Annotated in this window: 30 protein-coding genes, 1 tRNA gene and 1 pseudogene; 20 read left to right on the plus strand and 12 right to left on the minus strand. The window is 71.6% G+C overall.

The window, feature by feature from the left end:
- Positions 1 to 3: 3 nt before the first annotated feature.
- Entirely contained in the window at positions 4 to 777 is a 774-nt protein-coding gene (locus ACQP1N_RS05580; protein WP_067796894.1) for a hypothetical protein, read from the minus strand.
- A gap of 349 nt (positions 778 to 1126) precedes the next feature.
- On the opposite strand from ACQP1N_RS05580, the gene ACQP1N_RS05585 reads away from it, so the two are divergent.
- Together ACQP1N_RS05585 and ispF are read left to right on the plus strand one after the other, a co-directional pair.
- Positions 1127 to 1609, plus strand: coding sequence for a CarD family transcriptional regulator (locus tag ACQP1N_RS05585; RefSeq protein WP_067634555.1), 483 nt, complete (start codon positions 1127 to 1129; stop codon positions 1607 to 1609).
- A 34-nt stretch (positions 1610 to 1643) separates the two neighbouring features.
- A complete protein-coding gene (ispF, locus tag ACQP1N_RS05590) occupies positions 1644 to 2105 on the plus strand; it encodes a 2-C-methyl-D-erythritol 2,4-cyclodiphosphate synthase (protein ID WP_433229461.1) in 462 nt (153 codons plus the stop codon).
- Positions 2106 to 2149: 44 nt separating this feature from the next.
- On the opposite strand, the gene ACQP1N_RS05595 is transcribed toward ispF, so the two are convergent.
- The gene (locus ACQP1N_RS05595) at positions 2150 to 3211 is read right to left on the minus strand and encodes a DUF2637 domain-containing protein (RefSeq protein ID WP_433229462.1); all 1062 of its coding nucleotides are present in this window, start codon (positions 3209 to 3211) and stop codon (positions 2150 to 2152) included.
- A gap of 214 nt (positions 3212 to 3425) precedes the next feature.
- Here ACQP1N_RS05595 and ACQP1N_RS05600 point away from each other — a divergent pair, with 214 nt between their 5' ends.
- The 6 genes from ACQP1N_RS05600 to ACQP1N_RS05625 all read left to right on the plus strand — a co-directional run bounded on the left by ACQP1N_RS05600 (position 3426) and on the right by ACQP1N_RS05625 (position 9318).
- Positions 3426 to 4163, plus strand: a complete 738-nt coding sequence (locus ACQP1N_RS05600) for a DUF6585 family protein (protein WP_433229463.1) — start codon at positions 3426 to 3428, stop codon at positions 4161 to 4163.
- Positions 4164 to 4263: 100 nt separating this feature from the next.
- On the plus strand, positions 4264 to 4620 hold the full coding sequence (locus ACQP1N_RS05605) for a YciI family protein (protein ID WP_207393933.1): 357 nt from the start codon (positions 4264 to 4266) through the stop codon (positions 4618 to 4620).
- On the plus strand, positions 4617 to 5870 hold the full coding sequence (locus tag ACQP1N_RS05610) for an RNA polymerase sigma factor (RefSeq protein WP_433229464.1): 1254 nt from the start codon (positions 4617 to 4619) through the stop codon (positions 5868 to 5870). The genes ACQP1N_RS05605 and ACQP1N_RS05610 overlap by 4 nt, the downstream gene beginning before the upstream one ends.
- Positions 5871 to 5933: 63 nt before the next feature.
- Positions 5934 to 7328: a cysteine--tRNA ligase gene (gene cysS, locus ACQP1N_RS05615; RefSeq protein WP_067796911.1), complete on the plus strand. Its 1395-nt coding sequence runs from the start codon at positions 5934 to 5936 to the stop codon at positions 7326 to 7328.
- 124 nt (positions 7329 to 7452) lie between these two features.
- On the plus strand, positions 7453 to 8370 hold the full coding sequence (gene rlmB / locus ACQP1N_RS05620; protein WP_067796913.1) for a 23S rRNA (guanosine(2251)-2'-O)-methyltransferase RlmB: 918 nt from the start codon (positions 7453 to 7455) through the stop codon (positions 8368 to 8370).
- 63 nt (positions 8371 to 8433) lie between these two features.
- Complete coding sequence (locus tag ACQP1N_RS05625; protein WP_433229465.1) at positions 8434 to 9318, plus strand: EamA family transporter; 885 nt, start codon at positions 8434 to 8436, stop codon at positions 9316 to 9318.
- 71 nt (positions 9319 to 9389) lie between these two features.
- On the opposite strand, the gene ACQP1N_RS05630 is transcribed toward ACQP1N_RS05625, so the two are convergent.
- From ACQP1N_RS05630 to ACQP1N_RS05645, 4 genes are all read right to left on the minus strand, one after another.
- Positions 9390 to 10523 carry an RNA polymerase sigma factor gene (locus ACQP1N_RS05630; RefSeq protein ID WP_433229466.1) on the minus strand — a complete coding sequence of 378 codons (1134 nt, stop codon included), beginning with the start codon at positions 10521 to 10523 and terminating at the stop codon, positions 9390 to 9392.
- 35 nt (positions 10524 to 10558) lie between these two features.
- Entirely contained in the window at positions 10559 to 10906 is a 348-nt protein-coding gene (locus tag ACQP1N_RS05635) for a YciI family protein (RefSeq protein WP_067796922.1), read from the minus strand.
- Positions 10903 to 11478: a dihydrofolate reductase family protein gene (locus tag ACQP1N_RS05640; RefSeq protein ID WP_433229467.1), complete on the minus strand. Its 576-nt coding sequence runs from the start codon at positions 11476 to 11478 to the stop codon at positions 10903 to 10905. Before ACQP1N_RS05640 ends, ACQP1N_RS05635 begins: the two co-directional genes overlap by 4 nt.
- 99 nt (positions 11479 to 11577) lie before the next feature.
- Positions 11578 to 12162, minus strand: a complete 585-nt coding sequence (locus ACQP1N_RS05645) for a Type 1 glutamine amidotransferase-like domain-containing protein (RefSeq protein ID WP_433229468.1) — start codon at positions 12160 to 12162, stop codon at positions 11578 to 11580.
- Positions 12163 to 12548: 386 nt separating this feature from the next.
- On the opposite strand from ACQP1N_RS05645, the gene ACQP1N_RS05650 reads away from it, so the two are divergent.
- The 3 genes from ACQP1N_RS05650 to ACQP1N_RS05660 all read left to right on the plus strand — a co-directional run bounded on the left by ACQP1N_RS05650 (position 12549) and on the right by ACQP1N_RS05660 (position 13819).
- Positions 12549 to 12824: a hypothetical protein gene (locus ACQP1N_RS05650; RefSeq protein ID WP_433229469.1), complete on the plus strand. Its 276-nt coding sequence runs from the start codon at positions 12549 to 12551 to the stop codon at positions 12822 to 12824.
- 293 nt (positions 12825 to 13117) lie between these two features.
- A complete protein-coding gene (locus tag ACQP1N_RS05655; protein WP_433229470.1) occupies positions 13118 to 13303 on the plus strand; it encodes a hypothetical protein in 186 nt (61 codons plus the stop codon).
- A 63-nt stretch (positions 13304 to 13366) separates the two neighbouring features.
- A complete protein-coding gene (locus ACQP1N_RS05660; RefSeq protein ID WP_433229471.1) occupies positions 13367 to 13819 on the plus strand; it encodes a tyrosine-type recombinase/integrase in 453 nt (150 codons plus the stop codon).
- Between the two features lie 87 nt (positions 13820 to 13906).
- Here the strand turns inward: ACQP1N_RS05660 and ACQP1N_RS05665 are convergent.
- Both ACQP1N_RS05665 and ACQP1N_RS05670 read right to left on the minus strand, forming a co-directional pair.
- Positions 13907 to 13982 (minus strand) — tRNA-Thr (locus ACQP1N_RS05665).
- An 87-nt stretch (positions 13983 to 14069) separates the two neighbouring features.
- Positions 14070 to 14957 (minus strand): helix-turn-helix domain-containing protein, encoded by an 888-nt coding sequence (locus ACQP1N_RS05670; protein ID WP_433229472.1) that lies wholly within the window; start codon positions 14955 to 14957, stop codon positions 14070 to 14072.
- Positions 14958 to 15144: 187 nt separating this feature from the next.
- Here ACQP1N_RS05670 and ACQP1N_RS05675 point away from each other — a divergent pair, with 187 nt between their 5' ends.
- The gene (locus ACQP1N_RS05675) at positions 15145 to 15681 is read left to right on the plus strand and encodes a hypothetical protein (RefSeq protein ID WP_433229474.1); all 537 of its coding nucleotides are present in this window, start codon (positions 15145 to 15147) and stop codon (positions 15679 to 15681) included.
- A 164-nt stretch (positions 15682 to 15845) separates the two neighbouring features.
- Positions 15846 to 17084 (plus strand): cytochrome P450, encoded by a 1239-nt coding sequence (locus tag ACQP1N_RS05680; RefSeq protein ID WP_433229475.1) that lies wholly within the window; start codon positions 15846 to 15848, stop codon positions 17082 to 17084.
- Here ACQP1N_RS05680 and ACQP1N_RS05685 read toward each other — a convergent pair.
- Positions 17071 to 18540: a DHA2 family efflux MFS transporter permease subunit gene (locus ACQP1N_RS05685; RefSeq protein WP_433229476.1), complete on the minus strand. Its 1470-nt coding sequence runs from the start codon at positions 18538 to 18540 to the stop codon at positions 17071 to 17073. The two genes, ACQP1N_RS05680 and ACQP1N_RS05685, sit on opposite strands and share 14 nt — an antisense overlap.
- A 17-nt stretch (positions 18541 to 18557) precedes the next feature.
- Positions 18558 to 18629 carry a BBE domain-containing protein gene (locus ACQP1N_RS05690; RefSeq protein WP_433232582.1) on the minus strand — a complete coding sequence of 24 codons (72 nt, stop codon included), beginning with the start codon at positions 18627 to 18629 and terminating at the stop codon, positions 18558 to 18560.
- A gap of 111 nt (positions 18630 to 18740) precedes the next feature.
- On the opposite strand from ACQP1N_RS05690, the gene ACQP1N_RS05695 reads away from it, so the two are divergent.
- On the plus strand, positions 18741 to 18890 hold the full coding sequence (locus ACQP1N_RS05695; RefSeq protein ID WP_433229478.1) for a hypothetical protein: 150 nt from the start codon (positions 18741 to 18743) through the stop codon (positions 18888 to 18890).
- Between the two features lie 461 nt (positions 18891 to 19351).
- Here ACQP1N_RS05695 and ACQP1N_RS05700 read toward each other — a convergent pair.
- Positions 19352 to 19717: pseudogene (locus tag ACQP1N_RS05700) on the minus strand (FAD-binding oxidoreductase); the annotation flags it as partial.
- Positions 19718 to 19809: 92 nt separating this feature from the next.
- Here ACQP1N_RS05700 and ACQP1N_RS05705 point away from each other — a divergent pair.
- From ACQP1N_RS05705 to ACQP1N_RS05720, 4 genes are all read left to right on the plus strand, one after another.
- Positions 19810 to 20469: a TetR/AcrR family transcriptional regulator gene (locus ACQP1N_RS05705; protein WP_433229479.1), complete on the plus strand. Its 660-nt coding sequence runs from the start codon at positions 19810 to 19812 to the stop codon at positions 20467 to 20469.
- Positions 20470 to 20499: 30 nt separating this feature from the next.
- A complete protein-coding gene (locus ACQP1N_RS05710; protein WP_067800838.1) occupies positions 20500 to 20787 on the plus strand; it encodes a transglycosylase in 288 nt (95 codons plus the stop codon).
- A gap of 248 nt (positions 20788 to 21035) precedes the next feature.
- Complete coding sequence (locus tag ACQP1N_RS05715) at positions 21036 to 23030, plus strand: S8 family peptidase (RefSeq protein ID WP_433229481.1); 1995 nt, start codon at positions 21036 to 21038, stop codon at positions 23028 to 23030.
- Positions 23031 to 23139: 109 nt separating this feature from the next.
- Positions 23140 to 23436 carry an SHOCT domain-containing protein gene (locus tag ACQP1N_RS05720; RefSeq protein ID WP_433229483.1) on the plus strand — a complete coding sequence of 99 codons (297 nt, stop codon included), beginning with the start codon at positions 23140 to 23142 and terminating at the stop codon, positions 23434 to 23436.
- A gap of 180 nt (positions 23437 to 23616) precedes the next feature.
- Here the strand turns inward: ACQP1N_RS05720 and ACQP1N_RS05725 are convergent, their stop codons facing one another.
- Positions 23617 to 24231 carry a MarR family winged helix-turn-helix transcriptional regulator gene (locus ACQP1N_RS05725; RefSeq protein ID WP_084263110.1) on the minus strand — a complete coding sequence of 205 codons (615 nt, stop codon included), beginning with the start codon at positions 24229 to 24231 and terminating at the stop codon, positions 23617 to 23619.
- Positions 24232 to 24559: 328 nt separating this feature from the next.
- Here ACQP1N_RS05725 and ACQP1N_RS05730 point away from each other — a divergent pair, with 328 nt between their 5' ends.
- Together ACQP1N_RS05730 and otsB are read left to right on the plus strand one after the other, a co-directional pair.
- Complete coding sequence (locus ACQP1N_RS05730) at positions 24560 to 24898, plus strand: DUF3263 domain-containing protein (protein WP_084263109.1); 339 nt, start codon at positions 24560 to 24562, stop codon at positions 24896 to 24898.
- A gap of 18 nt (positions 24899 to 24916) precedes the next feature.
- Positions 24917 to 25726, plus strand: coding sequence for a trehalose-phosphatase (otsB, locus tag ACQP1N_RS05735; RefSeq protein WP_433229484.1), 810 nt, complete (start codon positions 24917 to 24919; stop codon positions 25724 to 25726).
- The last annotated feature ends 168 nt before the right edge of the window (positions 25727 to 25894 follow it).

The following is a 25894-nucleotide window of genomic DNA, read 5'->3' on the forward strand; positions in this document are numbered from 1 at the left end:
CCGTCACCCCGACTGGAGCGACTCCACCTTCCCGGTCAGCTCCGGACCCGGCCTGGGCGCGTGCACGACCTCGGTGACGACGCCGTCCGGCTGCACGAACACGGCGGTGAGCCCGGTGCCCGCCGGGCCGGGCGTGCCCGGCCCGGGGGCGTAGGTCCCGGCGAGGACGCCGTCCCGGTCTTCGAGGATCAGCGGCGTCCCGTTATGGGCGGTGCCCGCGCACGCCCTCAGGTCGTTCAGTGACATCGCCTTCTTGCCGCCGGCCGGACGCGGGTCGGCGACGAGCCAGAAGTTCAGCTTGGACTGCTGGGTGCGGCCCGCGAGGTCGGCCACCACGTCCTCGCACCGGTACGCGGGCGGGACGATGCCGATCACGCCGGGACGCAGGTCGCGCAGTGCCGTGGGGGTGCGGTCGCGGGCCACCATCTCGACCCGCTCGTCCGGCAGCAGGCCGCCGATCTCCCCGGGGCTCGCCGACGGCCGGGCCGCGAGCTGCGCACCCGTCGGCCGGGGCGTGGGACGGGGCCCGAACGCCGTCATGAGCACGCCGCTGAGCAGCGCGACCAGCAGCGCCCCCGCGATGATCGGGATCGCGACGCCGAACCGGGCCACCGGCCGGACCAGCCGCCCGACCCGCTCCCGGTGCCGCCTGCGCCGCTCCTCGCGGAGGTAGGCGAGCATGTCGCCTTCGAGTTCGCGGGCGTCGTCGGGCACGACGACGTCAACGGGCGGAAGCCCGTAGTCGTCGGGCTCCGGGTCGCCGCCGTCCGGCCTCACACGTCACCTCCCCCGGCTCACGTTCCCCGCGGCCGGCCGTCCCATTCAGACGCTTCCGGGCGCTTCGTACCCGCGCCGCCCGGCGTGTTCACATCCAGTATGGAACCCATCCTCGTGGCCGGCGGGCTGGATGCTTGTAACCGGGTGCCCCTTACCGGTAATGGCGTTTCGATGGGAGGCGGGTGATCTAGTGATTACTCTGGGTGTGGAGAACTGGGCGTCGATGCACCGATAAAGGGCTTTGTCAATACCCCAATATGCGGGTTGACCTGCGGATATGTCTGGAAGGCCGGTTCAGGCACGCTCGTTTCCGTGCTACCCTGGTCTTAGCGGAAGGGGTACTTGTCACATGACTTTCCAGGTCGGCGACACCGTCGTCTACCCCCACCATGGGGCTGCTCGGATCGAGGCCATCGAGACTCGCACCATCAAGGGTGAGGACAGGACCTATCTGGTCCTGAAGGTTGACAAGGGCGACCTGACAGTGCGGGTCCCGGTCGAGAACGTCGAGGACGTGGGCGTCCGGGACGTCGTCGGCCAGGAGGGACTTGAAAAGGTGTTCGAGGTGCTTCGCGCACCCTACACCGAAGAGCCCACCAACTGGTCGCGCCGGTACAAGGCGAACCTTGAGAAGCTCGCGTCCGGCGACGTCAACAAGGTCGCCGAGGTCGTTCGCGACCTCTGGCGGCGCGACAGGGAACGCGGTCTGTCGGCCGGCGAGAAGCGGATGCTCGCCAAGGCGCGCCAGATCCTGGTCAGCGAGCTCGCGCTCGCCGAGAAGACCAACGAGGACAAGGCAGAGGCCCTGCTGGACGAGGTTCTGGCCAGCTGAGCGGCCGGCCGAGTTGAGCACACGGCTTCCACGGGTGGGCGTCGGTACCGACGTCCACCCGTTCTCGTCCACCCCGCGCCCCCTCTGGGTCGCGGGCCTCGAATGGCTTGGTGAAGGCCACGGCCTCGCCGGCCACTCCGACGGCGACGTCGCCGCGCACGCCGCCTGCGACGCGCTCCTGTCGGCCTGCGGTCTCGGTGACCTCGGCGCCGTCTTCGGCACCGCCGACCCGCGCTGGTCCGGCGCGTCCGGCGTCGACCTGCTCCGCGAGGTGGCCCGCCTCGTCGATGAGGCGGGTTTCAGCATCGGCAACGTGGCCATCCAGATCATCGGCAACCGTCCCAAGATCGGCAAACGCCGCACCGAGGCCGAGAAGACCCTCACCGAGGCCCTTTCCGGCGCCCCGGTGACGATCAGCGCCACCACCACGGACGGCCTGGGCCTGACCGGCCGGGGCGAAGGACTGGCGGCCATGGCCACCGCCCTCGTCATCTAAGGAACAGGGCGCTCACGCCGGGACGAAAGCCCCGGACCGTTCCGCTAGCCGGCGGGCGGCATGGGGCCGCTGCGGAAATTGCCGGACGGCGGCGGATTCCAGTCCTCGGCCGTGGGGTCGCCGGCGTCGGGGTCCTCGGCGCGGTCGGCGGGCGGTGCGTCGTGCAGATCCTCGTCCCCGCCCGGGGGTACCGGCATCACGATGTCGGGACGGGTCGTGGACGCCACCGGACGCTGCTCCGCATCGTCCCGGTCACGGCTCCGGACGAGTTCGACGTCCGTCGGCAGCAGAGCCGGAGCGGAATCGAGCGGCGGACGAGGCTCCGGCAGCGTGTCCAGCGGCGGCGCGGGCTCCGACGACAGGCTCCCCCCGTACCCGCCCGGCCCGGGCCGGGATGCCGCGCGCGCGGCGGGCTCGTGTTCGACCGTGTCCTGTTCGTCCGCCTCTTCGCCTGCCTCGTGCTCGGCGGTCTCCTGCGTAGCGGGCCGGTGCGCGCCCCCCACCTGCGTGTCGGGGCCGTTGGGGTCGAAGGGGAAGGGGATCAGGTCTTCCGGGTCTTCGGGCTCGGCGGGCGGCTCCAGGGCCAGCGGGGGCGCGGCGCGCTCCAGGACCTTCACATGGCCGCGCTGCGTTTCGGCCGGGGCCGCCTCCGCGGCGGCGGGCCGGGCCACGCGGATCTGCTTGAACATCGTCAGCCACAGCCAGATCGCGATCACCAGCATGACGTGCGGCGCCACCGCCACACCGACGCGGACCGGGTCGTCCGGCATCGAGGACAAGCCCCGGACCGAGCGCTGGACGGAGATCGCGGCGCCCCCGGCGACGAGGACGAGCAGCAGCGTCCAGCGGAGCAGCCGCGTCCACCAGCGGGCGTTGCGGGTGACGGCCAGCGACAGGATCGTCATCGCGACGAGGGTGTCGGCCATCGCCGGGTACAGCGGCGCCCAGCGGCGGCTCACCCCGCCGGTGAGGGCGAGTTCGCGGAGGGCGTCGTAGGTCAGCACGTACGCGCCGCCGGCGAGCGCGGCGACGACGAGGCCGGCGAGGGCGGTGAGCAGCCGCCGCTGCGCCCGGGTGTAGGACGGCCGGGTGGGGTCAGATGGCATGGAGTCTCGTTCCGAGGATGCGCCGATGAGGGTCCTCAGCCGAGATTAACCAGCCGGGACGGCGGCGAACTGCAACTTTGTGGTGATCACTTTGTCGCTCCACACCATAAGTGGGGAGACGTACCGTATGGAGGACGACATCCGAGGGGAGGCCGCGATGCCGTACGGGTGGTCCGGGGACGGAACGCGGGCCCGAACGGCCGGGTAGCGCGGCGTGCCGCTGCCGAGCGATCGGCTGGGCGAGCCGATCCGGACGTTCGACGGCCGGGCCGCGGGCCGCCGCACCTGGGCATGGCTGTGCCTGCTGTGCCTGGCGTCGCTGGCCATGATCCCGGTGGCCGTCGTCTACCTGCACGACCGCGTGTGGTGGGCGGGCGTCCCGGTGCTGCTGCTCGCGATGGGGTACGCGGCGGCCGCCGGCTGGATCGCGGGACGTGACCGTCCGCGCTTCCGCCACCGGGTCGCGCGCCTGCATACGGGCGGCCTGTCCGTCAGCGGGCCGGGCGGCGAGGCCGCCTACACGTGGGACGAACTGGTCTCGGTGACGGTGTCCGGCCGCCGCGCCGGCCCGCGCGTCCGGTGGTGCTTCACGATCGTCGCGGACGATGGCGGCGTCCTGCGGCTCGAAGACGACATCCCGGACGTCCGGACCCTCGGGGTGGCGGTCGCCGAAGAGGTGACGGCCCGGATCGTCCCGCGGCACCTGGCGGCGGTGCGGAAGCGGGAGCCCGTGCGGCTCGGCCCGTTCACCCTGGACCTGGACGGCGTCGAGAAGGACGGCGAGCGGCTGCCGTGGAAGGCCGTCCGGGACGTGGCGATCGACAACGGCATGGTGATCGTCCACGCGCACACCGGCCGCATGGACCTGATGGCACTCGCCTCCCGGATGCCGGACGCGCTGGCGTTCACGGCACTGTGCCACCGGCTCAGAAGGCTGGCGGAATCCTCCTGAAGATTTTCTCCCGGGGATGTCGAGGACGCGCCCGCCACTCCGATCCTGCTGTGACGAGCGGCCAACGGGGCCGCGTGAAGAGGAGCACACCGTGAAGTACATGCTGCTGATCTACAACCGTCCCGGCTTCGTGGAGGAACTGACGGAGGCGGAGCGCGAGGCGCTGTTCGGCGAGGTCGACGCGATCATGCGGGAGCTGACCGAGTCGGGGGAGATGGTCGGCGGGAACGCGCTGGCCGACCCGTCCGGGACGAAGACCGTCCGGGGGGTGGACGGGCAGCCGGCCGTGACCGACGGGCCGTTCCTGGAGACCAAGGAGCACTTCGCCGGCTACCTCACCGTCGACTGCGAGTCGCGGGAGCGGGCCGTGGAGATCGCCTCGCGCTGGCCGGACATCCGGTTCGGCGGCCACCTGGAGGTCCGGGCGGTCATGGACGAGGCCGGGACCGAGATGTGAGGACGCCCCCGGCCGTCGAGGACCTGCTGCGCACCCTCGCGCCGCAGGTCCTCGGCACGCTCGTGCGGCGGCACGGCGCGTTCGACGCCTGCGAGGACGCCGTGCAGGAGGCGCTGCTCGCCGCCGCCGTGCAGTGGCCGGGGGACGGCGTTCCGGAGCACCCGCGCGGCTGGCTGCTGACCGTCGCGACGCGGCGGCTCACCGACCGGTGGCGCAGCGAGCGGGCGCGCCGCGACCGTGAGGCCGCCGTGTTCGCCCGGGAGCGGGACGAGCCGGCCCGCCCGGACGAGGACCGGCCGGGCGACCGCGACGACACGCTGACGCTGCTGTTCCTGTGCTGCCATCCGGCGCTGTCGCCGTCCTCGCAGGTCGCGCTGACGCTGCGGGCGGTCGGCGGCCTGAGCACGGCGCAGATCGCGCGGGCGTTCCTGGTCCCGGAGGCGACGATGGCGCAGCGGGTCAGCCGGGCCAAGCAGAAGATCAGGTCGGCCGGGGCGCGGTTCGGGACGCCGCCGCCGGACGAGCGGGCCGAGCGGCTGCGGGCCGTCCTGCACGTCCTGTACTTGATCTTCAACGAGGGGTACACGGCGTCGAGCGGGCCCGAGCTGCGGCGCGCCGACCTCACCGCGGAGGCGATCCGGCTGACCCGGGCGCTGCACCGGCTGCTGCCGGAGGACGGCGAGGCCGCCGGCCTGCTCGCGCTGATGCTGCTGACCGACGCCCGCCGCGCCGCCCGCACCGGGCCCGGCGGGCGGCTGATCCCGCTCGCCGACCAGGACAGGACGCGCTGGAACGCCTCCGCGATCGCCGAGGGCACGGCGCTGATCACCGGCGCGCTCACCTGGTCGCCGCCCGGCCCGTACCAGTTGCAGGCCGCGATCGCCGCCGTCCACGCGGAGGCGCGCCGCCCCGAGGACACCGACTGGCCGCAGATCCTCGCGCTGTACCGGCTGCTGGCGCATCTGGCCCCGAACCCGATGGTCACGCTGAACGAGGCCGTGGCGCTGGCGATGGTGGACGGGCCGGCGGCCGGGCTCGACCTGCTGCGGCCGCTGGACGACGACGCCCGCATGTCCGGACACCACCGGCTCGCCGCCGTCCGCGGGCATCTGCTGGAGATGGCCGGAGAGCCCGGTGCCGCGCGGGAGGCGTACCGGGAGGCGGCCCGGCGCACCACCAGCCTTCCCGAGCGCCGCTACCTGGAGTCCCGCGCCGCCCGCCTCGATGGGGGAAACGATGAAGACGCCTGAGGTTCCCGGTGCGAGCCCGCATTGCGCGCCGCGCGGCCCCGTGTCATCCAATAACCTGAGTTCGTGAGTCTGCGTTTTTACGACACCGGCACCCGTAGCGTCCGCACGTTCGAGCCCCTGGAAGAGGGCCGCGTGGGGATGTACGTGTGCGGTGCGACCCCGCAGGCGTCACCCCACATCGGGCACCTGCGCTCCGGCGTCATCTACGACGTGCTGCTGCGCTGGCTGCGCGCGTCCGGCTACGAGGTGACGTTCGCGCGCAACGTCACCGACGTCGACGACAAGATCATCGCGGTGGCGGCGGAGCGGGACGTCCCGTGGTTCGCGGTCGCCGAGGGCAACCAGCGGGTGTTCACGCAGGGCTACGACCTGCTCGGCTGCCTGCCCCCGACGGTCGAGCCGCGCGCCACCGGGCACGTCCCGGAGATGATCGTGCTGATCCGCCGGCTGGTCGAGAAGGGCCACGCGTACGCGGCGGCCGGCGACGTGTACTTCGACGTGAAGTCGTGGGCGGACGAGTACGGGGCGCTGTCGAACCAGCGGCTGGACAACATGCGGTCCGCCGGCGACACCCCCAACGAGGACGCCAAGCGCGACCCGCGCGACTTCGCGCTCTGGAAGGGGGCCAAGCCGGGCGAGCCGGCCTGGGAGACCCCCTGGGGGGACGGGCGCCCCGGCTGGCATCTCGAATGCTCCGCGATGGCGACGAAGTACCTCGGCGCGACGTTCGACATCCACGGCGGCGGCGTCGACCTGATCTTCCCGCACCACGAGAACGAGATCGCCCAGTCCCGTGCCGCCGGTGACGGCTTCGCCCGCTACTGGCTGCACAACGGGCTCCTCACCGTGGACGGCGAGAAGATGAGCAAGTCGGTCGGCAACGTGGTCCTGCTACCGGATCTGCTGGGCAAGGCCCGTCCCGTAGAGGTGCGCTACTACCTGGCCTCGGCGCACTACCGGTCGCTCATGGACTACACCGATGCCGCCTTGGCCGAGGCCGTCTCCGCCTATCAGCGCATAGAGGGCTTCGTAACGCGGGCCTCGGAGGTGGTGGGCACGGTCCCGCCTTCCTCTGTGCCGGCCGCGTTCGCCGCGGCGATGGACGACGATCTGGGCGTACCGCAGGCGCTGGCGGTGCTGCACGAGACCGTCCGGGACGGGAACAGCGCCCTTGCGGCCGGCGACCTCGACGCGGTGCGGCGGGGGCTCGCGGACGTGCGGGCGATGGCGGAGGTGCTGGGCATCGATCCGCTGTCGCCGCAGTGGACCCGTGCGGGCGAGGAGGACCTGCGTCCCGTCGTGGACGCGCTCGTCGCCGTCGCGCTGGAGCAGCGGCAGGCGGCGCGCGCGCGCAAGGACTACGCGTCCGCCGACGCGATCCGCGACGGCCTGGCGGAGGCCGGCATCCTCGTCGAGGACACGCCGCAGGGGCCGCGCTGGGAACTCAAGCGCGGCTGAGGGGTCCCGCACTGCGGATAAAATCGGACGTTCGCGGGGGTTCGTTCGCCGTCCCGCTGAGATCTTGAGCCGCCCGGCAGCCGCGAGGGCGCGCACGCAATCGTCGCGAGGGGCATGATCGACAATGGCCAAGCACAAGGGCAAGGGGCCCACTCCCAAGGCCGAGGACCGGCACTGGCACGGCAAGCGCCAGAAGGCCCGTGCCGTCAAGAACGCCAAGCGCACCGGAACGCCGACGCTCGGTCCGGGCGGGCGCGCGAAGGGACCCTCGCCGGACGCCCGCCCCGCCGGGCGTCCCGCCGGCGCGCGGCGCGCGACCGGTGAGGTGCCGGAGCTGGTCACGGGGCGCAACCCGGTCGTCGAGGCGCTGCGCGCGGGCGTCCCGGGCACCGCGCTGTACGTGACGTCCGGGACGGACGAGCGGGTGCGCGAGTCCATCCAGCTGGCCGCCGACCGGGGCGTCCCGCTGCTGGAGACCGGCAAGAACGAGCTGGACCGGCTGACGGACGGCGCCGTCCACCAGGGCATCGCACTGCAGGTCAGGCCGTACCGGTACGCGCACCCCGACGACCTGCTCAAGGGAACGTCGCCGCTGATCGTCGCGGTGGACGGGGTCACCGACCCGCGCAACCTGGGGGCGATCGTCCGGTCCGCCGCCGCGTTCGGCGCGACCGGTGTCGTCGTGCCGGAGCGGCGTGCCGCCGGGGTCACCGCGGGGGCGTGGAAGTCGTCCGCGGGGACGCTCGCGACCGTCCCCGTCGCGCAGGCCACGAACCTGACGCGGCAGCTCAAGGCGTACCAGAAGGCCGGCTGCTTCGTCGCCGGGCTGGACGCGCGGGGCGGCGTGGCCGTCGCCGACCTGGAGATCGCCTCCGGGCCGTTCGTGCTGGTCGTGGGCTCGGAGGGGAGGGGGCTCGGACGCCTGGTCGCCGACACCTGCGACCTGCTGGTGACGATCCCCATGCCGGGCAGGGCCGAGTCGCTGAACGCCGGGGTCGCCGCGGGCATCGCCCTGTACGAGATCAGCCGGCTCCGCGCCTGAGCACCGATTTGCCTCAACGGAAATAATCTCAACGTTCAGATTATTGACCATGAGGTGAATTCGATGACCGCCGTCGCCGCACCGCGCACGGTGCGCGCCCGCTACGCGTCCGACCTCGCCCTCGCCGCCTTCGCCCCCGCGAGCTGGGGCACCACCTACGTCGTCACCACCACCCTCCTTCCCGCCGACCGCCCGCTGCTGGCCGCCACCCTGCGCGCCCTCCCCGCCGGCCTCGTCCTGCTCGCCGTCACCCGGCGCCTCCCGCGCGGCGGCTGGTGGTGGAGGACGATCGTCCTCGGCATGCTGAACTTCGGCGCGTTCCTCCCGCTGATCTTCTTCGCCGCCTACCGGCTGCCCGGCGGGGTCGCCGCGACGATCGGCTCCGTCCAGCCGCTGGTCGTGGCGCTGCTGTCGCTCGGCGTCCTGCGCGTCCGCCCGGCCCGCCCGGTCCTGTACGCGGCGATCGCCGGCACCGGCGGCGTCGCACTGCTGACGCTGACCGCCGACGCCCGCCTCGACCCGCTCGGCATCCTCGCCATGCTCACGGCCACCTCCCTCATGGCCGCCGCGATCGTCCTGGCCAAAAAATGGGGCCGCCCCGAATCGCCGCTGGTCATGGCCGGGTGGCAGCTCACCGTCGGCGGTCTGGTCCTCCTGCCGGTCACCCTCGCCGCCGAGGGCGTCCCGTCGTCCATGACCGGCGAGAACGTGCTGGGCTTCGCCTACCTCGGCATCGTCGGCACCGCGATCGCGTACGCACTGTGGTTCCGCGGCATCGACCGGCTGCCCCCGACGTCGGTGTCCCTGCTCGGCCTGACCAACCCGATGGTCGCCACTCTCGCCGGCCTGGTCATCCTCGGCCAGACGCTCACGGCGTGGCAGATCGTCGGCTTCACCATCGCCCTCGGCGCTCTCGTCGCCGGCCAGACCCTCAACCGGAGGCCGTGAGGAACCTCGCTCCCCGTGCTCGACGCGATATCGCCATCAGCGCGACCAATCCCCTCCCGGCCGCACCCGTTTCACGGCCGCAAACTGAGCAGCCGTTTTTCAAGGAAGGTCATTTCGGCCGGATTATCCGTCCGCTCCAGGGCTCGGCCGTACGCCTCGGCGGCCTCCTCGTCGCGTCCCAGCCGCCTCAGCAGATCGGCGCGGATCGCATGGAACAGGTGGTACCGGCCGAGGTCGAGACCGTCCACCAGGCCCAACGCGGCCCCGGGTCCCTCGACCTCGGCCACCGCCACGGCCCGGTTGAGCGCCACCACCGGACTCGGCGCCACGACCATCAACTGGTCGTACAACCGGAGAATCTGCCCCCACCGCGTATCCCCGGCGGTCGCCGCGGCACTGTGCACCGCATTGACGGCCGCCTGGATCTGATACGGCCCCGGCCGGCCGATCTCCAGACACCGCCGGACGAGCGCCTGCCCCTCCCGCACCAGCCCGCGATCCCACAACCCGCGATCCTGCTCACCGAGCAGAACCAGTTCCCCGTCCACCATCCGGGCGGCCTTACGGGACTCGATGAGAAGCATCAACGCCAGCAGCCCCAGCACTTCGGGCTCGTCCGGCATCAGCTCATGGAGAACCCGCCCCAGCCTGATCGCCTCGGCCGCCAACTCATCCCGACCCCCATACCCCTGATTGAAAACGAGATAGACAACGGCCAGCACCCCGGAAAGCCTCCCCGGCAGATCACCCTCCTCCGGCACCCGATACGGAATCCGCGCGTCCCGTATCTTCCCCTTCGCCCGCACCAGCCGCTGCGCCATCGTCTTCTCCGGCACCAGAAACGCCCGCGCGATCTCCGCCGTGGTCAGCCCGCCCAGCAACCGCAACGTCAACGCCACCCGCGCCTGCAATCCCAGAGCCGGATGGCAGCACGTGAAAATCAGCCGGAGCCGCTCGTCCTGCACGGTCCCCACCTCGACCGGCTCGCCCTCGTCCACCATCGCGGCCTGCGCCTGCTTCCCCGCCCGCGCCGCCTCCCGGCGCACCCGGTCGATCGCCTTGTTCCGTGCCGTCGTGATGACCCACCCGGCCGGGCTGGGCGGCGTCCCCTCCACCGGCCACCTGCGCACCGCCTCGGCGAACGCGTCCTGGACGGCGTCCTCGGCGACGTCGATATCGCCGAAGGCACGGACCAGCACGGCCACCGCCCGCCCGTGCTCCGCCCGGAAGACCTCCTCGATCACACCTCGCCGTGGAACGGCCGCACCTCCATCGGCAACCCCGTCGCCTTGACGAACCTGGCCGCGATCTTGAGCGCCGCGTCCAGATCCTCCACCTGGATGATCGTGATGCCGCCGATGTGCTCCTTGCCCTCCGCCCACGGCCCGTCCGTCGCGATCACCTCATCGTCGCGCAGCCGCACCATCGTGGACGCCTCGGGCCCGTGCAGCCCGTGCCCGAACACCCACGACTCCTCCAGCTCCAGGTCACGCCGGATCTCGAAGATGTCCGCCATCACCTTCTCCAGCACCTCCGGCGGCGGCGGATCGCCCACCGGCTGGATCATGTTGAGCAAGTACAGCTTCATGCCCCCTCCTTCACGTACGTCGCGATCACTACCCCGGTGGTCGTCGTCACCGATTCCACAAGCCGCAACGACGCCTCAACCCCCTCGAACAGCCGCCGACCCGTCCCCAGCACGAGCGGATGGACCATCAGCAGCCACTCGTCCACCAGCCCCCGCCGCATGAGCTCCCGCGCAAGCACCCCGCTCCCCAGCACGGTGAGCCTCGCCACCCCCCTCTTGACCTCCACCACTTCGGCCACATCGCCGAGCAGCACCGAGTTCTGCCACGGCAACGGCTCCCGCAGCGTCTCCGAAACCACGTACTTCGTGACTCGGTTCAGCGCGTCCGTGTACGGGTTCCCGTCCCTCTGCCGAGGCCAGTACTCGTAGAACTGCTCGTACGTCCGCCGCCCCAACAGCTGCGCTCCGTCCGAGCCCATCCTCTGCCCCAGCGCGGAAGCCATGACCTCGTCATTCCCCGCCACAGCCCACCCACCGCGCACGAACCCGTCCCGCGTATCCTCATCAGCCCCCGCCGGCGCCTGCATCACCCCATCAAGCGACACATGCTCGACCAGAACGACCTTCCCCACAACGCCTCCCCAAGCTCCCGGCCGGCCCACCACCGACCTCTCACCCCCTACACGAACGCACCCCCCGCAAATCGACACCCCACCCAGAAAAACGCCGGATCAGGATCGCGAGGGCGGGCGCGGCACGGTGACGGCCGACGCCTGCCGCCACCACGTTTCACCCGCCACGACCACGGCTTCGTCGTCGTTGATCGGCACGAACTCACAGCGGTCCCCGTAAGCGGCGATCAGTCGCGCGTACCGTTCCCGCCGACCGCGGTCGGCGTGCACGAGGGGAAAGAATCCGACCAGCCCGAGACCCTCGGTGGTCTCGACCGACCCTGGGTCGTCAGGCCCCCGGTAGAAGGCGAGGTCAGCGGTCGCCAGGGCGGCCCCGGCGGACACACCGGCGTAGGCCAACTCGCCGCCGAGAACAGCTTGCTTGACGATGCGAACGAACCCGCTGCGCTGCGCGTGCTCCAGCAGAAGGATCGGATGACCGCCGGTGACGAAGACGAGCTCACAGCGCTCCACCGCACCGTCCACGTCCGCCGCCCGCGCACCTTCCAGATCGAGGTACTCAACCCGCACCCCGCAGGCCGCCAAGTGCCCCACCACCTCATCGACCCAAGGCGTCAACGGCAGCGGGTTACCCGCCGTGGGCACCACCACAACCCGCCCCGGCCAACGAGGAAGCTCTTCCATCCACCCCAGGAGGGCGCCAAGTCCCCGACTCCCCAAAAACGCCCGCACGACAGCCCCAGACACAGGCTCACCGTAGTGAGCCCTCTCGACAAGCGATTCCCCGCCCTCGGGCCTACCAAAGCCAGCAGCAGCCCGCCCCTGCCCGCCTCACCTCGGTCGCACCCAACCCGGCCGTTCGAGGTCACAGCAAACGCCCCCTTCCAAGATTGGAAGGAGGCTTTGACCCGGGGCGCTTCAATCGTGCATCCGATCGGCCCAGAGTGCGTTGCGCAAGTGACCCAAAGTAGTTGATCAAGAGTGTTGCGCCGTGGAACGATGTAGATGATCATTAGAGTGCCTGGCCGGGCGGACACGTCAGTGAAGATTCGTCGATCGCAGGAGAATCCATGACACGACGTATCGTTCGCCTCACCGCCACCCTGGGCACCGCAGCCCTGTTCAGCCTCACAGGCGCCGTGCTGGCCGGCGCCGCCTCGGCCGCTCCCATCACCTCGTCGGCTGCCGCTTCCCCGGCATCCGCCTACGCCACGCACTTCGTCGGCTGGTACCCCGACAAAACCTCCTGCAAGAACGGCGGCGAGTACTACAAACGCCACGGCTACTCCGGCTACATCTGCCAGCTCGACCCCACGCGCGGCTGGGCCTTGTACGTCGTGGACTAACGTCCTGACCTGATGTGCCCGGCACCGGTGGCCCACCGGTGCCGGGCACATCAGGAATCCGGCGTGACGGCCAACCGCCGGCCGACCGGGAGAAGGATCGGTGTAGGACTCCACTTGGCGTGCCCTGCCATCGCTCACTCTTCCCGTAGATGCTCTGCCGGTCCTGCGTGGGGCGCCCCGCAAACCCGCGCTGTCAGTTTGGGAACCAAACCGATCCCGGCCGCCATAGCGGCTGACCTGGCCTCCGCTCGTACCGCGAGTGACCGTGAATGCCCCTCGATCACCCTGACTGGTTGCACGTCAAGCCCAACATCGGCAGCCTGAGCCTCCAAGCTGGCCGGCCCGGCCAGATCACCAGGCTCTACCGCGACCTCGTCACCACCGGCGGACGGCACGGCACCAGCAAGAGCGGCCGGTCCCGCGTCGTTAGCCTCGACGCCGGGACGGTCGACGTCCTCAAAGCACACCGTAAGCGTTAGCTCGCCGACAAGCTCAAGCTCGGCGAATCCTGGAAGGGCGCCGACAAGGCCGCGAACGGCCACGTGTTCGCCATCGGATGGAGAGAGCCCGTCCACCCCGACATCGTTTCGCTGGACTCGGGCACGGCCGAACTCGTCCCCGCGTACCTGACCATGCTCAAGCGAGAGAAGTTCGCCGCCGGTAAGGCGTACCAGGACCACGGGATGTTCTTCTGCCGGGAGAACGGCACGCCCTACAGCCCGGACACCGTATCGAAGGACTTCCAGAAGCAGGCCGTCGCCGCGGGCCTGCCGGTGATCCGCCTCCACGAGGGGCGGCACACCGCGGCCACCCTCGGCCTGGAGGCCGGCATCGACATCAAGATCGTGTCGGACCAGCTCGGGCATTCGACGGTGCGGATCATCGAGGACCTGTACACCCACGTCCGCCAGGCCGTGCATGGTAAGTCGACCGAGACGGTGCTGAACGTGTTGCCGTTCAAGGACATCGAGGACACCGGGAGGACGGGATCATGACCCGGTGGACACTTTTTGGACACTTCCGGCCCGATTCCGCGGGCCGGGCAAACGGTCAACCAAGATCGCAATTGGGGGCTGACCTGCTGGAGCCGGCGAGGGGACTTGAACCCCTAACCTTCTGTTTACAAGACAGATGCTCTGCCAATTGAGCTACGCCGGCGGGCTCGTCCCGCATCGTAGTCGACTCGGCGGGGCGCTCGCTCGGGGTGGGGGTTACCTGGGCGGCGGATGTGGCGTGGTTGAGCGGTCAGGTGATGGTGAAGAGCTGGCCGGGGGCGTGCTCGTCGCAGGGGAGCTGGAGTATCGGGGCGTCGGCGGCGGGTGCCCCCTTGACACCGACGCAGAGGTCGCGGTCGGCGGGGCGTAGCTGGACTCCGCCGGTCACTCTCCGGAGGGTGAAGCGGTCCGGCTGGGCGTGACCGCAGGTGTCGTCGGACAGGGGCGTGCCCGGCCGGAACGAGGCGTCCACGACTCCCATGCAGCCGGGGCCGAATTCTGGGTGTCGCGTGGTGACGCGCCAGAACGTTCCGTCTCGGGTGAGGCGGCGCGGCGGGAAGCTCTGGTCGCAGTCCTTGAGGAAGACGAGTCCGGTCCGGTCGTACGCCCGTTCGGAGAGGCAGAGGCCCCCGAGTTTGAGTGTCGAACCCGGTCGGATAGGGGTGGGCGATGAGGTCGCCGGTGCCGGCTGGGAAGTGCTGCCGGTGTTCTGGGACGGACGGGTGAGGACGACGCCGATGGCGATTGCGGCCACGGCCAGGATCGTGGTACCGGCGGCGATGCGCCGGGGCGGCAGGCGGCGGGGTCGGGGTGGGGCTTGCGGGGAGCTTTCGGCGGGGGCGGGCGGCTCGGGGGGCATGGGGTGGAGGAGGCGTTCCCGGGCCGTCAGCCACGGGGTCACGTCGTCGCCGCAGACCTGTACGAGCGCCGTCACGATCTCGCGCCGAGGGACGGTGTGCCGGTGCAGTGCCGTGGCCAGAGTGGACGCCGGCAGCGAGAGGCCGTCCCCGGCGGAGGTGCGCCGCTCGATTTCCTTGTAGGTCAGGCCGCTGCGTTCCCGGAGTCTTCGCAGCGCCACGACGAACTGTTCCTCGGTGGTCACCGAGGAAGGGTCCAGTTCCCCCTCGCCGTCGTTCACGCGCAGAGTGTGGCAGAACGGCGCCGTTCGGGTCCATCCCGAACGCTCGAATGGGTGCAACTCCATGATCAGGACGACTTGAATGCTCGATGCCGGACGCGATGGCGCCACTTGGGATCCCCGCCATTGCGGCACGTTGCGCAAAAGCGCTTCGGCTTTCCGCGTCGAACACGAAGAGGAGTCAAAGATGACCAGGTTCCGTACGCTCGGGCTCGGCCTGGCGACCGCGGTGGCGCTCACCGCGAGTGCCACGCCGGCCGTGGCCGCGTCGCCGGCCGGCCCCGCCAAGCCGGCGAGGGGGTGCCCGACCGATGTCTACTACAAGGTCAAGTCGAAGAGAGTGGTCAGCTACTGGGTGCCCGGCACGCATTTCGTGGACGGCAAGGGCGGCAAGGTCACCGGCAAGGTCGACAAGTCGTGGACGGAGTCCGCGACGCTTGAGGCCGGTGCGGATGTGTCCATCGGGGCGCTGTGGGCCACCGTCAAAGTACAGGTGTCCGCGTCGGCGACCAAGTCCAACACCGTGACCGTGGGGCACTGGTACGAGCACCAGATCAGCGGGAATCGGTACGGGCACATCCGCTACCGCGTGATCGGCTACCGGGTGCTGTTCGAGAAGCGCCGCACCCGCCCAGATTGCTCTGATCAGTTCCTGGACGCCTTCTACGGTGACATTCCGACCACCAAGGAAGGCTGGAAGTACTGGGAGACGACGACGCCGTAGCCTTCCACCGTTCGCCCCGGGCCTGGCCGCCGCCGGGCTCGGGGCGGCGGCGCGTGTGGGGCGTCTGGGTTGTCGGGGACGGGGACGGTTCTTACGGTGGGGGGATGGGTGGAGTGGGCGTTGCCGGGCCGGGGAGTGCCGGGGCCTTTCGGTGGTGGGGGCGGATGGTCCGGGATCCGCTGGGGACGTATGGGGCGCTCGCACGGCGCTATGGGGATGCGGTGCGGGTGCCGTTCGGGGCGGGGCGGGCGTTCTTTCTGCTGTCGCGGCCCGAGCATGCCGAGCGGGTGCTGGTGGCCGGCCAGGACAACTATGTGAAGGCGTTCACCTACCGGCCGTTGCGGGCGGTTCTCGGGGACGGGCTGCTGACCAGTGAGGGGGAGACGTGGCGGCGGCATCGGCGGCTGGTGCAGCCGGTGTTCTCGCAGCGGCACATCGTCGGGTTCGTGCCGCAGATGGTGGAGACGGCGGAGCGGTTCGTCCGGCGGTGGCCCGACGGGGTGATGCTGGACGCGGCGGGGGAATTGCGGAAGCTCACGCTGGACATCGTCGGGCGGGCGCTTTTCGGTAGTGAGCTCGCCGGGGAGGCGCAGCGGACGGGGCGGGCGCTGGAGGCGCTGCAACGGGGCACGGTGATCGGGACGTTCCTGCCGGGTGTGACCGCGAAGCGGGAACTGTATCGGCGGGTGCCGGGTCTTGGGGGTGCGATCGCGCATCTTGATGGAATGGTGCAGCGGGTCGTTCAGGGGGGTTCCGGGGGAGAGTTGCTGAATCTGCTCAAGGAGCGGGGCGAGTTCGACGCGGAGGAGCTTCGGGACGAGGTCCTGACGCTTTTGCTGGCCGGTCATGAGACCACCGCGGCTTCGCTGGCGTGGACGTTGGTGTTGTTGTCCAGGTATCCGGCGGCCAGGGAGCGGCTGGAAGAGGAAGTGGACGATGTGCTCGGCGGCCGGGAGCCGAAGGCCGAGGATGCCGATCGGCTGCCGTGGACGAAGGCCGTCCTCTCGGAGGCCATGCGGCTCTATCCGCCGGCCTGGACCATCGAGCGTGACGCGGTGAATGACGACGACGTCGCCGGGGTGCGGATACCGGCCGGGTCCACCGTGGCCATCCCGCCTTATCTGATTCACCGGAACGAGGATTTCTGGCCCAATCCCGAGGGGTTTCAGCCGGAACGGTTCATCGGGGATCAGCAGCGTCCCCGATATGCGTACCTGCCGTTCGGGGGCGGTCGGCGTATTTGTGTCGGAGCCGGCTTCGCGATGCTGGAGGCGACTTTGGTGCTCGCCACCATCAGCCGCGCTTACCGGCTGGATCTGGCGCCGGGCGTGGCCGTGCCCGGCCGGGCGGAGATCACCTATCGCCCGGCCGGGCCCGTGCCGATGAGGGTCATCCGGAGGTAGGCCGCCCGGCGTCGCCGCGGGGGAGCAGGAGGGCCGGGATCACTGCCAAGGCCCCGATGACCAGCGCGATCCAGAAAGCGTGGCCGAAGGCGGTCGCCAGGTGCGGGGCCACGGCGATGCGCGTCGCGTCGGGGAGCGGGGCCAGGGCCGAGCCGCCGAGGCCGGGGGCCTGGACGGTGATCTCGTGTTGCAGGATCACCGCCAGCGCGGTGGTGCCGACCGACGCGCCCATCCGCTGGAGGGTGTTGATCGCGCTGGTCGCACGGGGGATCAGGGCCGGCGGCAGGGCCTGGTAGGCGGCCGCCATGGACGGCATGATCGTCGCGCCCAGGCCGAGCCCGATGACGAAGAGCGCCGCCGCGAGCAGGGTCACCGGGGTGTCCGCGTGGATCTGTGTGTAGGCGGCCGTGCCCAGGAGGCCGAGGACGACGCCGGTGGGGACGACCACGCCGGCGCCGAGGCGGTCGGTGAGGCGTCCGGCCAGGGGCATGGCCACCGCGGCACCCAGCGCCTGGGGCGTGAGGAGGAGGCCGGTGGCCAGCGGGCCGTGGCCGCGGACGACCTGCCAGTACAGCGGCAGCAGGACGAGGACGCCGAACAGCGCGATCGCGACGACGACGTTGGTCACGGCGGCGGCGGTGAAGCCGCGGTGCCGGAACAGCGCGATGTCGATCAGCGCCTCACCTCGGCGGGCGTGCAGCACGTACAGCGCGATCAGCACGGCCGCGGTGCCGAGGATCGTCCAGGTGCGCGGCGCGTCGAGCCCTCCGGGACGTCCCGCCTCGGTGGTCCCGTAGACGAACAGGGTCACGCCGGCGCACAGCAGGAGCAGGCCCCGGACGTCCAGTGACGCGGGACGGGGCTCCGAGCGGGGCAGCAGGCGCAGCGCGGCGAGGACGGCGATCACGCCCAGCGGCAGGTTGGCGAGGAAGATCCAGCGCCAGCCGGCCGTCGAGATGATCAGCCCGCCGACGATCGGGCCGGCGACGGAGCCGAGCAGCATCGGCAGCCCGATGAAGCCCATGACGCGTCCCATCCGGGACGGTCCCGCGGCCTGGGCGAGGATCGTCTGCGCAACCGGGATGATCATGCCGCCGCCGATGCCCTGCCCGACCCGGAACGCGATCAGCGCGGGCATCGACCAGGCGAGTCCGGACAGCGCGGAGCCGCCGAGGAACAGCAGCAGCGCGGTGATCCAGACGCGGCGGGCCCCGAACCGCTCGGTGGCCCAGCCGGTGACCGGGATGACGGCGGCGAGCCCCAGCATGTAGCCGGTCAGCACCCACTGGACGGAGGTGATGGAGGCGCCGAAGTCGTCGGCGAGGGTGCGGGTGGCGACGTTGACGGCGGTCGCGTCGATGATCGACATGATCGCGCCGAGCACCACCACGATGCCGAGCGTGACGAGCCCGCGGTCGAGGCGCTGGGACGGGGCCGGAGCGGTGAGCGTTGCCATGACGGTTACCTCGCATTTCAGGCGGGCTGGATGTTGTGGTTGCGGTGGAACACGTTCTGCGGGTCGTAGGCGCGCTTGACCTCGCGCAGCCGCCGGAGGTTCGCCGGGGTGTAGGCGTCGGCGGTCCTGGAGGGTCGTGCAGGAAGTTCAGGAACGAGCCGCCGGTCGCGTGCGGCGCCAGGGAGGCGTCGGAGCCGTCGATGGTGAGCGAGAAGGGGATGTCCCGGTGCCCGACCGGGCCCGCGTCCGGTGCCGGGCGTGCCATCGCGCCGCCCCAGTGCCTGACCTCGATCCCGGACGCGTCACTGGCGACGATCGCGGCGATCAGCGCGTCGGGAAGGTCGGCGTAGAGGTGGAAGTGCTGGGGCGGGGTGCCGCCGAGCGTCTCGGTCTCGGCGTACGGCATCGCCTGGAAGCCGTCCCGCAGGGGCGGCCCGCCGGCTTCCCACAGTGATCGAAGCGCCCGCGCGCCGTCCCGGGCGGGACCCGTGTGCACCGCGCGGACGGCGACGACCCGGCCGAACCGCGGGTGGTGCGTCAGCGCCACCGTCACGGTCAGCGAGTCCGGCCGCGTGGCCGACTCGTCCCGGAACCGGGTGAGCAGGTCGGCGGCCCGCTCGATCGGGAACAGCGCGACCCCCGCGTAGACCGTCGAGACGGGGTGGAGCCGGAACTCCAGCGAGGTGACGACGCCGAAGTTTCCGCCGCCGCCGCGCAGTGCCCAGAACAGGTCGGGGTGGTGGTCGGCGTCGGCGGTCAGGTACCGGCCGTCGGCGGTGACGAGATGGGCGCGCAGCAGGTGGTCGGCGGCGAACCCGTACCGGCGGGACAGCCAGCCGACGCCGCCGCCGAGGGTGTAGCCGGTGACGCCGACGGACGCGTGCGAGCCGGACAGCGGGGCGAGCCCGAGCGGCGCGGCGGCGGTGATGACCTCGCTCCAGCGGGTGCCGGAGCCGGCGCGGGCGACGCGGCGGGAGGGGGCGACGAGCACGCCGGACATCCGGGACGTCTTCAGCAGCAGCCCCTCGTCCGGCGGGACGACCGTGCCGTGTCCGGTGGCCTGGACGGTCAGCGGCAGTCCCTGTTCGCGGGCCGTGAGGATCGCGGCGCGGACGTCCGCCGGGCCGGTGGCGTCGATGGTCGGCGGTTCGGTGGTGCGGGTGGCGATCGCGGCCATGACCTCTTCCTTCCGGAGGTTTTTTCTCCACTTACTCGCACCGTAGCACTGACCGGAGGATTTGTCTCCACTTGTTTTGCTACGCTCACCCCATGGGGCAGAAGCCGAAGGAGCGTCCGCTGCGGGCCGACGCGCGCGACAACCGCAACCGCCTCCTGGCCGCGGCCAGGGAGGTCTTCGTCGAGCAGGGCCCGGGCGCCCCCCTGGAAGAGATCTCAAAGCGCGCGGGCACGGGCATCGCCACGCTGTATCGCCGGTTCCCCGACCGCCAGGCCCTGACCAAAGCCGTCGCGTTGGACGCTCTAGAGCGCACCACAGAGGAGGCCAAGCGCGCGCGGGACGAGGAGCCGACCGCGTTCGCCGCCCTCGTCCGCTACATGCACCGCGTCCTCGACATCCGCATCGGCGCGGTGTTCCCCGTCCTTCTGGAGGAGATCCCGTTCGAGGACGAGGAGATCGCCGCAGTCCGGTCCGACGGCGTCCTCATCATGCAGGACCTCGTCAAGTCGGCGCAGCGGGACGGTGACCTGCGGCCGGACGTCACCCACGGCGACATCGGGATGCTGCTCGTCCGGCTGTCCCGGCCGCTGCCCGGCCCGCTCTCCCGGGAACTCGCGGACGAACTGGCGCACCGGCATCTCGACCTGATCACCGACGGGCTGCGCGCCTCCGCCGCCCGGCCGGGCGAACTGCGCGGCCCGGCGCTGACCTTCGCCGACCTCGACTCCATGGGAGAGCGGCAGCCCGGGTGAGGCGCCGCCCCAAGTGGGCACAGGGACGGCATGAACATTACGGGCATCATCACCGCGATCATCATCGGAGCGATCATCGGGGGGCTGGGCCGGCTGCTGCTGCCCGGCCGTCAGCCCATCGGCGTCCTGCTGACCGTGGTCGTCGGCATCGTCGCCGCGATCATCGGAACGGCGCTCGCGCAGCAGGTCGGTGTGTCCACGACCAAGGGAATCGACTGGATCGAACTGGTCTTCCAGATCGGCCTCGCGATGATCGGCGTCGTGCTCGTCGCGAGGTACCAGGGATGGCGCGCACACCGTCGCCGCTCCCCGCGCTGACCCCGCAAGCGGCGCCCGGTTCGGGTATGCGGTCGCCGGGACCTCCGGAAGGGGCTGAGACCTTCGGAAGGGGCTGAGACCTTCGGAAGGGGCGGGCGGCAAGATCCGCGCTGGCCCGGAGCGTGCGCGAATGTGCCGACCGTCCTGGCGGGGCGTGGTTCGCGTGGCAGAATGTCACCCGCTGTGGAGCACGGCGGTCTGCCGGAGGGAGGTGCGGCGGCGTGTCCGAGACCGGTCGACGCCGTCCGGTGCGAACCCGACCGGCCCTGTCACCGCATCGGCTCGGCGCCCGGACCACCGCGGTCCTCGCCGGTCTCACGCTCGGCGCCGCCGTGGTCGTGCCGGTCACCATGGTCCCCGGTGCGGGGCCTGCGCGGGAGCGGAGCGTCCGCGGGGCGGCGGCGGGGACGCTCGTCGGCGCGCCGGCCGACCAGATCCGCTCCCGCGAGTGGCATCTGAAGGCCATGCGGACGCAGAACGCGTGGAAGTACTCCCGGGGACGCGGCGTCACCATCGCCGTCCTCGACACGGGCGTCGACCAGAACCATCCCGACCTCGTCGGCCACGTGATCAACGGGCCGGACCTCACCGGCGGGGTCCGGCGCCCCGGCAGCCGCTACTGGGGCCTGCACGGGACGTCGATGGCCAGCATCATCTCCGGGCACGGCCACGGCCCAGGGCTGTCGCAGGGGATGATGGGCGTCGCGCCGCTCAGCCACGTCCTGTCCGTCCGTGTCACGCTGGAGAACGACGACCCGCTGCGGCAGGACAACGGGCAGCAGGGCGGCGCCGGCGACCACGACGCCGTCGCGCAGGGCATCCGCTACGCCGTCGACCACGGCGCCGACATCATCAACATGTCCCTCGGCGGCGGACGGCAGTTCTACAACGGGACGAAGTCCCAGGAGAGCGCGATCAAGTACGCGCTCTCCAAGGGCGTCGTGCTGATCGCGTCGGCGGGCAACGACGGGTCCGGCGCCAACCGCAAGAACTTCCCCGCCGCGTATCCGGGGGTGATCGCCGTCGGCGCGCTCGACCGGCGGCTGCGCCTGTGGAAGGACAGCAACCGGCGCTCCCACGCCGCCGTGTGCGCGCCCGGCGTGGACATCGTCAGCGCCGACGCCAGCAACGGCTACGTCGTCGGGACGGGCACGAGCGCGTCGTCGGCGATGGTCGCCGGGGTCGCCGCGCTCGTCCGCGCCCGCTACCCGAAGCTGACCCCGGCCGAGGTCAGGCAGGCGCTCATCCAGGGCTCCCCGGCCCGCAGCGGCCACCCGACCGGCTCGCCCAACTGCCGCGGGACGGTCGACGCGCTGCGCACGCTCATCTCCGCGCACCACATCAACAAGACCTCCAGCGGGCCGGTGCAGAACCAGCCGCCGTCCCCCTCGCCCGCCCCGGCCCCGGCCGCGGAGTCGCCCGCGGAGGAATCGGGGGTGCTGTTCCCGATCGTCCTCGGCGGCGGGGGGCTGCTCATCGTCCTCGGGCTCGTGCTCGGCTGGCGGCAGCGGCGCCGCCCGGAGGAGGACGCCGCCGAAAGCGACGCCGTCCCCGAGTACCGCCTGCCGTCGGCGCCCGCCGCCTCCCCCGAGCCCGCCGCCGCGGCCTCCGGGGAGGCCGCCGCACCGGTCAACGCGCCGCTGTGGCAGAACACGCAGGCGTACCAGGGGCCGCTTTCGGAGCCGGAACCCCGGGGCGCCGAACCGCCGGTCGCGGAGGAAACCCCGCCGGTGGACGTGACCTGGGAGGCCGTGCCGGCGGACCCCGGACGGGACGGGACGCCGTGGGACGTGGAACCGCCGTCCGGCCTCGGCGAGGGGCCGCCTCTGACATCCATCGAGCCGAAGCAGCCCCCGATGATGCCGCACGAGCTGCGCCCGTTCGTCCCCGGCGAGCACGCGTCCAACGGCACGAACGGGCACGACAAGGTCAACGGGCACGACGAGGTCAACGGGCACGGCTTCGGCAACGGACACCACGCCAACGGCCACAACGGCGCCGACCTGACCGACACCGCGGCCACCGCCGACGACGATTGGGAGGCGTTCCGGCGGGGCGCCCTCGACATGCCGGACGCGCCCGAACCGGGGACCGCTCCGCTCCCCGCGGTATCCCCCGAACCGGCGGACGACGCCCCGCCCCCGCCCGTACCTCCCGCGGACGAGCGCTCCACGGGCGCGTTCCCGGCCGTCCCGCCCGCGGACCACGACGACGACGAGGACTACCGGCCGCCCTGGTGGTGAGCGCGGTACTCCGGTGGGCGTACCGCGAGTGCCTCCGGCCGGACGATGCGGCCCCCCGTACCCGTCGCCGAGCATCGACGTATCCGCACACAGGAAGGGTCGATGAACCATGTTGACGACGTTGGCGGCACAGGCGGCGGCACTGCACCCGGGCCCCTGGCAGGACGGGGACGCGCCCGCCTTCTGGCCGGTCTTCCCGATCACGTTCGGCCTGTTCTGGCTGGCCGTGCTCGGGACGGCCTTCTACCTGATCCGCCGCCGGATGAACAGCACCGCCGCGTCGGCCGCGGCGGCGGCCGACCCGCTCGCCAGGGCCCGCGCGGTCCTCGCCGAGCGCTTCGCCCGCGGCGAGATCGACGAGGAGGAATACCTCATGCGCACCTCCACCCTCCGCGACGGCGACTGACAGTGCGCTCCGCTCCGGGGCGGCGGTCGGTGTCGTGGTGGGGGCGACCCTCCACACCCCCGGCAAAAGCCGGACCGACCGCCGCCCTCCGTTCCGGGCGGCGGTCAACGGCATGGTGGGGGCGCCCCCGACAAAGGCGGACTGACCGCCGTTTCGCTGGCGCTCCGTTCCAGGTGGCGGTCAGTCGGCGGCGGCCTCTTCGAAGATCCGGCCTATGCCGTCGGAGTACTGGGGAGCTTGGGCGGCGGCGTCGGCGAACCGGGTGAGGAGCCGGGCGAAGTCGGTCCGCTCCTGCGCCGTCCAGCCGGTCATGAGCGCGTCGAGGTAGGCGCGGCGGGACCGGTCGGCGACCCGCTTGACGCGCCGTCCGGCCTCGGTCAGCCCGAGGTTGGCGCGGCGCGCGTCCACGGGGGAGGGGCGGCGCGACACCAGCCCGGCGTCGATGGCGTGCCCGACCAGCCGGCTGGCGGTGGACGGGTCGATCTCCAGCCGTTCCGCGACGGCGCCGACCGTGGCCTCGCCGGGCGGATGGGGGGCGCATCCCGGGGTCTCGGCGGTGAGGGCGGCGACGGCGTTCACCACCATCAGGTTGGACAGTTGCAGCGGCCGTCCGTCCGGGCCCGCGGACGTCTGGGCGCGGATGCGCTTCATGAGGTCGGGCTTGGCCCAGACGCGGCGCAGATGGAACAGCGCCATCGCGATGTCGGCGAGGGCGGGGTCGGGACGGTCTTCGTCCCGCGGCTCCGGCGCGTCCGGCTCGGCGGGCCGTTCCGTGGCGGGGGTCTCCGTCGCCATGCAGAGGTCTCCGTTCGCTGGTCAGATGCCGGACGCTGGGGAACTCCCCACCCTAACGCATGTAGTGTACATATGTTCTGCGGGTGCTGGGACAGGCGTTAACGATGAGTCACAAGATGCGAAAGAACCGCAGGTGAAACGGGGTGTGATGCACTGAACCACCGGCTTCCGTTCCCCGGGAACCACCGGAACTTGTCGGTCCGTACGCGTAGCATGGCTCCCACCCGAACCCGGACGACCCAGGATCAGTAACCACAGAGGGGACCTGATGCGAGCGGCGAACGCCCCCGACGGCCCCCGCGGTGACGTCCCCCCACAGGACGGAAGCATGGACGATGGCCGACCCCCGAGACCCCTGACCGAAGACGGCGTGCCCGACGACGAGGGCGGTGCCGATGCCGCCGCCTTCGGCGCCGGCCACCTCTCCGAACGCGAACGGCGGATCCTCGCCTTCGAACGGCAGTGGTGGAAGTACGCCGGCGCCAAGGAGCAGGCCATCCGCGAGCTGTTCGACATGTCGGCGACGCGGTACTACCAGCTCCTGAACATCCTGATCGACCGGCCCGAGGCGCTTGAGTGCGACCCGATGCTCGTCAAGCGCCTCCGCCGGATGCGGTCGCAGCGGCAACGCGGCCGTGCCGCGCGCCGACTCGGCATCCGGCCGTGACCTGAGCACACTGGTCGCGTGAAATCTCCCCGCTCTGTGACGGCCGCCGGTACCGCCGGCCTCGACGCGATCCGCGAGAACCCGGCCGGGGCCGTGCTCGGCCTCGACTTCGACGGCACGCTGGCGCCGATCGTGGACGATCCGGCCGCGGCCCGGGCGCATCCGGGCGCCGCCCCGGTCCTGGCCCGGCTGGCCCCGCTGGTCGGCTCCGTGGTGATCATCACGGGACGTCCCGCGGCGGTCGCCGTCGAGTACGGCGGCCTCACCGGCATCGACGGGCTCGTGGTGCTCGGGCAGTACGGGCTCGAACGCTGGGAGTCCGGCGTGCTGACCGAGCCGGAGCCGCCGCCGGGCGTCGCCGAGGCCCGCGCGAAGCTGCCCGGCGTCCTCGCGGCGGCGGGCGCCCCGCCCGAGACGTTCGTCGAGGACAAGGGGCAGGCGCTCGCCGTGCACACGCGGCGCTGCGCCGAGCCGGAGGTCGCGCTCGAACGGCTGCGGAGCATTCTCGCCGCGCTCGCCGAGCGGTCCGGGCTCACCCTGGAGCCCGGACGTCTCGTCCTCGAACTGCGCCCGCACGGCATGGACAAGGGAACGGCGCTGCGCTCGTTCGTCGCCGACCTCGGCGCCCGTCCGTCCGCGGTGCTGTTCGCGGGGGACGACCTCGGCGACCTGGCCGCGTTCGACGCCGTCGAGTCGCTGCGCGCGGAGGGCGTGCCCGGTGTGCTGGTGTGCAGCGGTTCCACCGAGGTCACGGCGCTCGCCGAACGGGCGGACGTGGTGGTCGACGGCCCGGCCGGCGTGGTCGGCCTCCTTGAGGCCCTGCTCTGAGCCCGTCCCGTTGTCGGAGAAGTGACAAGAGTCATATCTGGACTTATCGCATTTCGCGAGACTCTAGGGGCGCCTGTGGACTGAGAGTCCAATTGCGCCAAAATATGCTGTGTTGCGGAAGTGTGGTCGTGGGGGGAGCCGCGAGGGCAAGAGGACGAGTGGAGGCTT

Origin of the sequence: Actinomadura formosensis (assembly GCF_050948385.1) — a bacterium.
GTDB lineage: Bacteria > Actinomycetota > Actinomycetes > Streptosporangiales > Streptosporangiaceae > Spirillospora > Spirillospora formosensis.

Coding starts and splice junctions, on each gene's coding strand:
- ACQP1N_RS05585 (WP_067634555.1), top strand. CDS start 1,127: ATGACTTTCCAGGTCGGCGACACCGTCGTCTACCCCCACCATGGGGCT.
- ACQP1N_RS05595 (WP_433229462.1), bottom strand. CDS start 3,211: ATGCCATCTGACCCCACCCGGCCGTCCTACACCCGGGCGCAGCGGCGG.
- ACQP1N_RS05605 (WP_207393933.1), top strand. CDS start 4,264: ATGCTGCTGATCTACAACCGTCCCGGCTTCGTGGAGGAACTGACGGAG.
- rlmB (WP_067796913.1), top strand. CDS start 7,453: ATGGCCAAGCACAAGGGCAAGGGGCCCACTCCCAAGGCCGAGGACCGG.
- ACQP1N_RS05625 (WP_433229465.1), top strand. CDS start 8,434: ATGACCGCCGTCGCCGCACCGCGCACGGTGCGCGCCCGCTACGCGTCC.
- ACQP1N_RS05635 (WP_067796922.1), bottom strand. CDS start 10,906: ATGAAGCTGTACTTGCTCAACATGATCCAGCCGGTGGGCGATCCGCCG.
- ACQP1N_RS05645 (WP_433229468.1), bottom strand. CDS start 12,162: ATGGAAGAGCTTCCTCGTTGGCCGGGGCGGGTTGTGGTGGTGCCCACG.
- ACQP1N_RS05650 (WP_433229469.1), top strand. CDS start 12,549: ATGACACGACGTATCGTTCGCCTCACCGCCACCCTGGGCACCGCAGCC.
- ACQP1N_RS05675 (WP_433229474.1), top strand. CDS start 15,145: ATGACCAGGTTCCGTACGCTCGGGCTCGGCCTGGCGACCGCGGTGGCG.
- ACQP1N_RS05680 (WP_433229475.1), top strand. CDS start 15,846: ATGGTCCGGGATCCGCTGGGGACGTATGGGGCGCTCGCACGGCGCTAT.
- ACQP1N_RS05685 (WP_433229476.1), bottom strand. CDS start 18,540: ATGGCAACGCTCACCGCTCCGGCCCCGTCCCAGCGCCTCGACCGCGGG.
- ACQP1N_RS05695 (WP_433229478.1), top strand. CDS start 18,741: ATGGTGAGCGAGAAGGGGATGTCCCGGTGCCCGACCGGGCCCGCGTCC.
- ACQP1N_RS05705 (WP_433229479.1), top strand. CDS start 19,810: ATGGGGCAGAAGCCGAAGGAGCGTCCGCTGCGGGCCGACGCGCGCGAC.
- ACQP1N_RS05710 (WP_067800838.1), top strand. CDS start 20,500: ATGAACATTACGGGCATCATCACCGCGATCATCATCGGAGCGATCATC.
- ACQP1N_RS05720 (WP_433229483.1), top strand. CDS start 23,140: ATGTTGACGACGTTGGCGGCACAGGCGGCGGCACTGCACCCGGGCCCC.
- ACQP1N_RS05725 (WP_084263110.1), bottom strand. CDS start 24,231: ATGGCGACGGAGACCCCCGCCACGGAACGGCCCGCCGAGCCGGACGCG.
- ACQP1N_RS05730 (WP_084263109.1), top strand. CDS start 24,560: ATGGACGATGGCCGACCCCCGAGACCCCTGACCGAAGACGGCGTGCCC.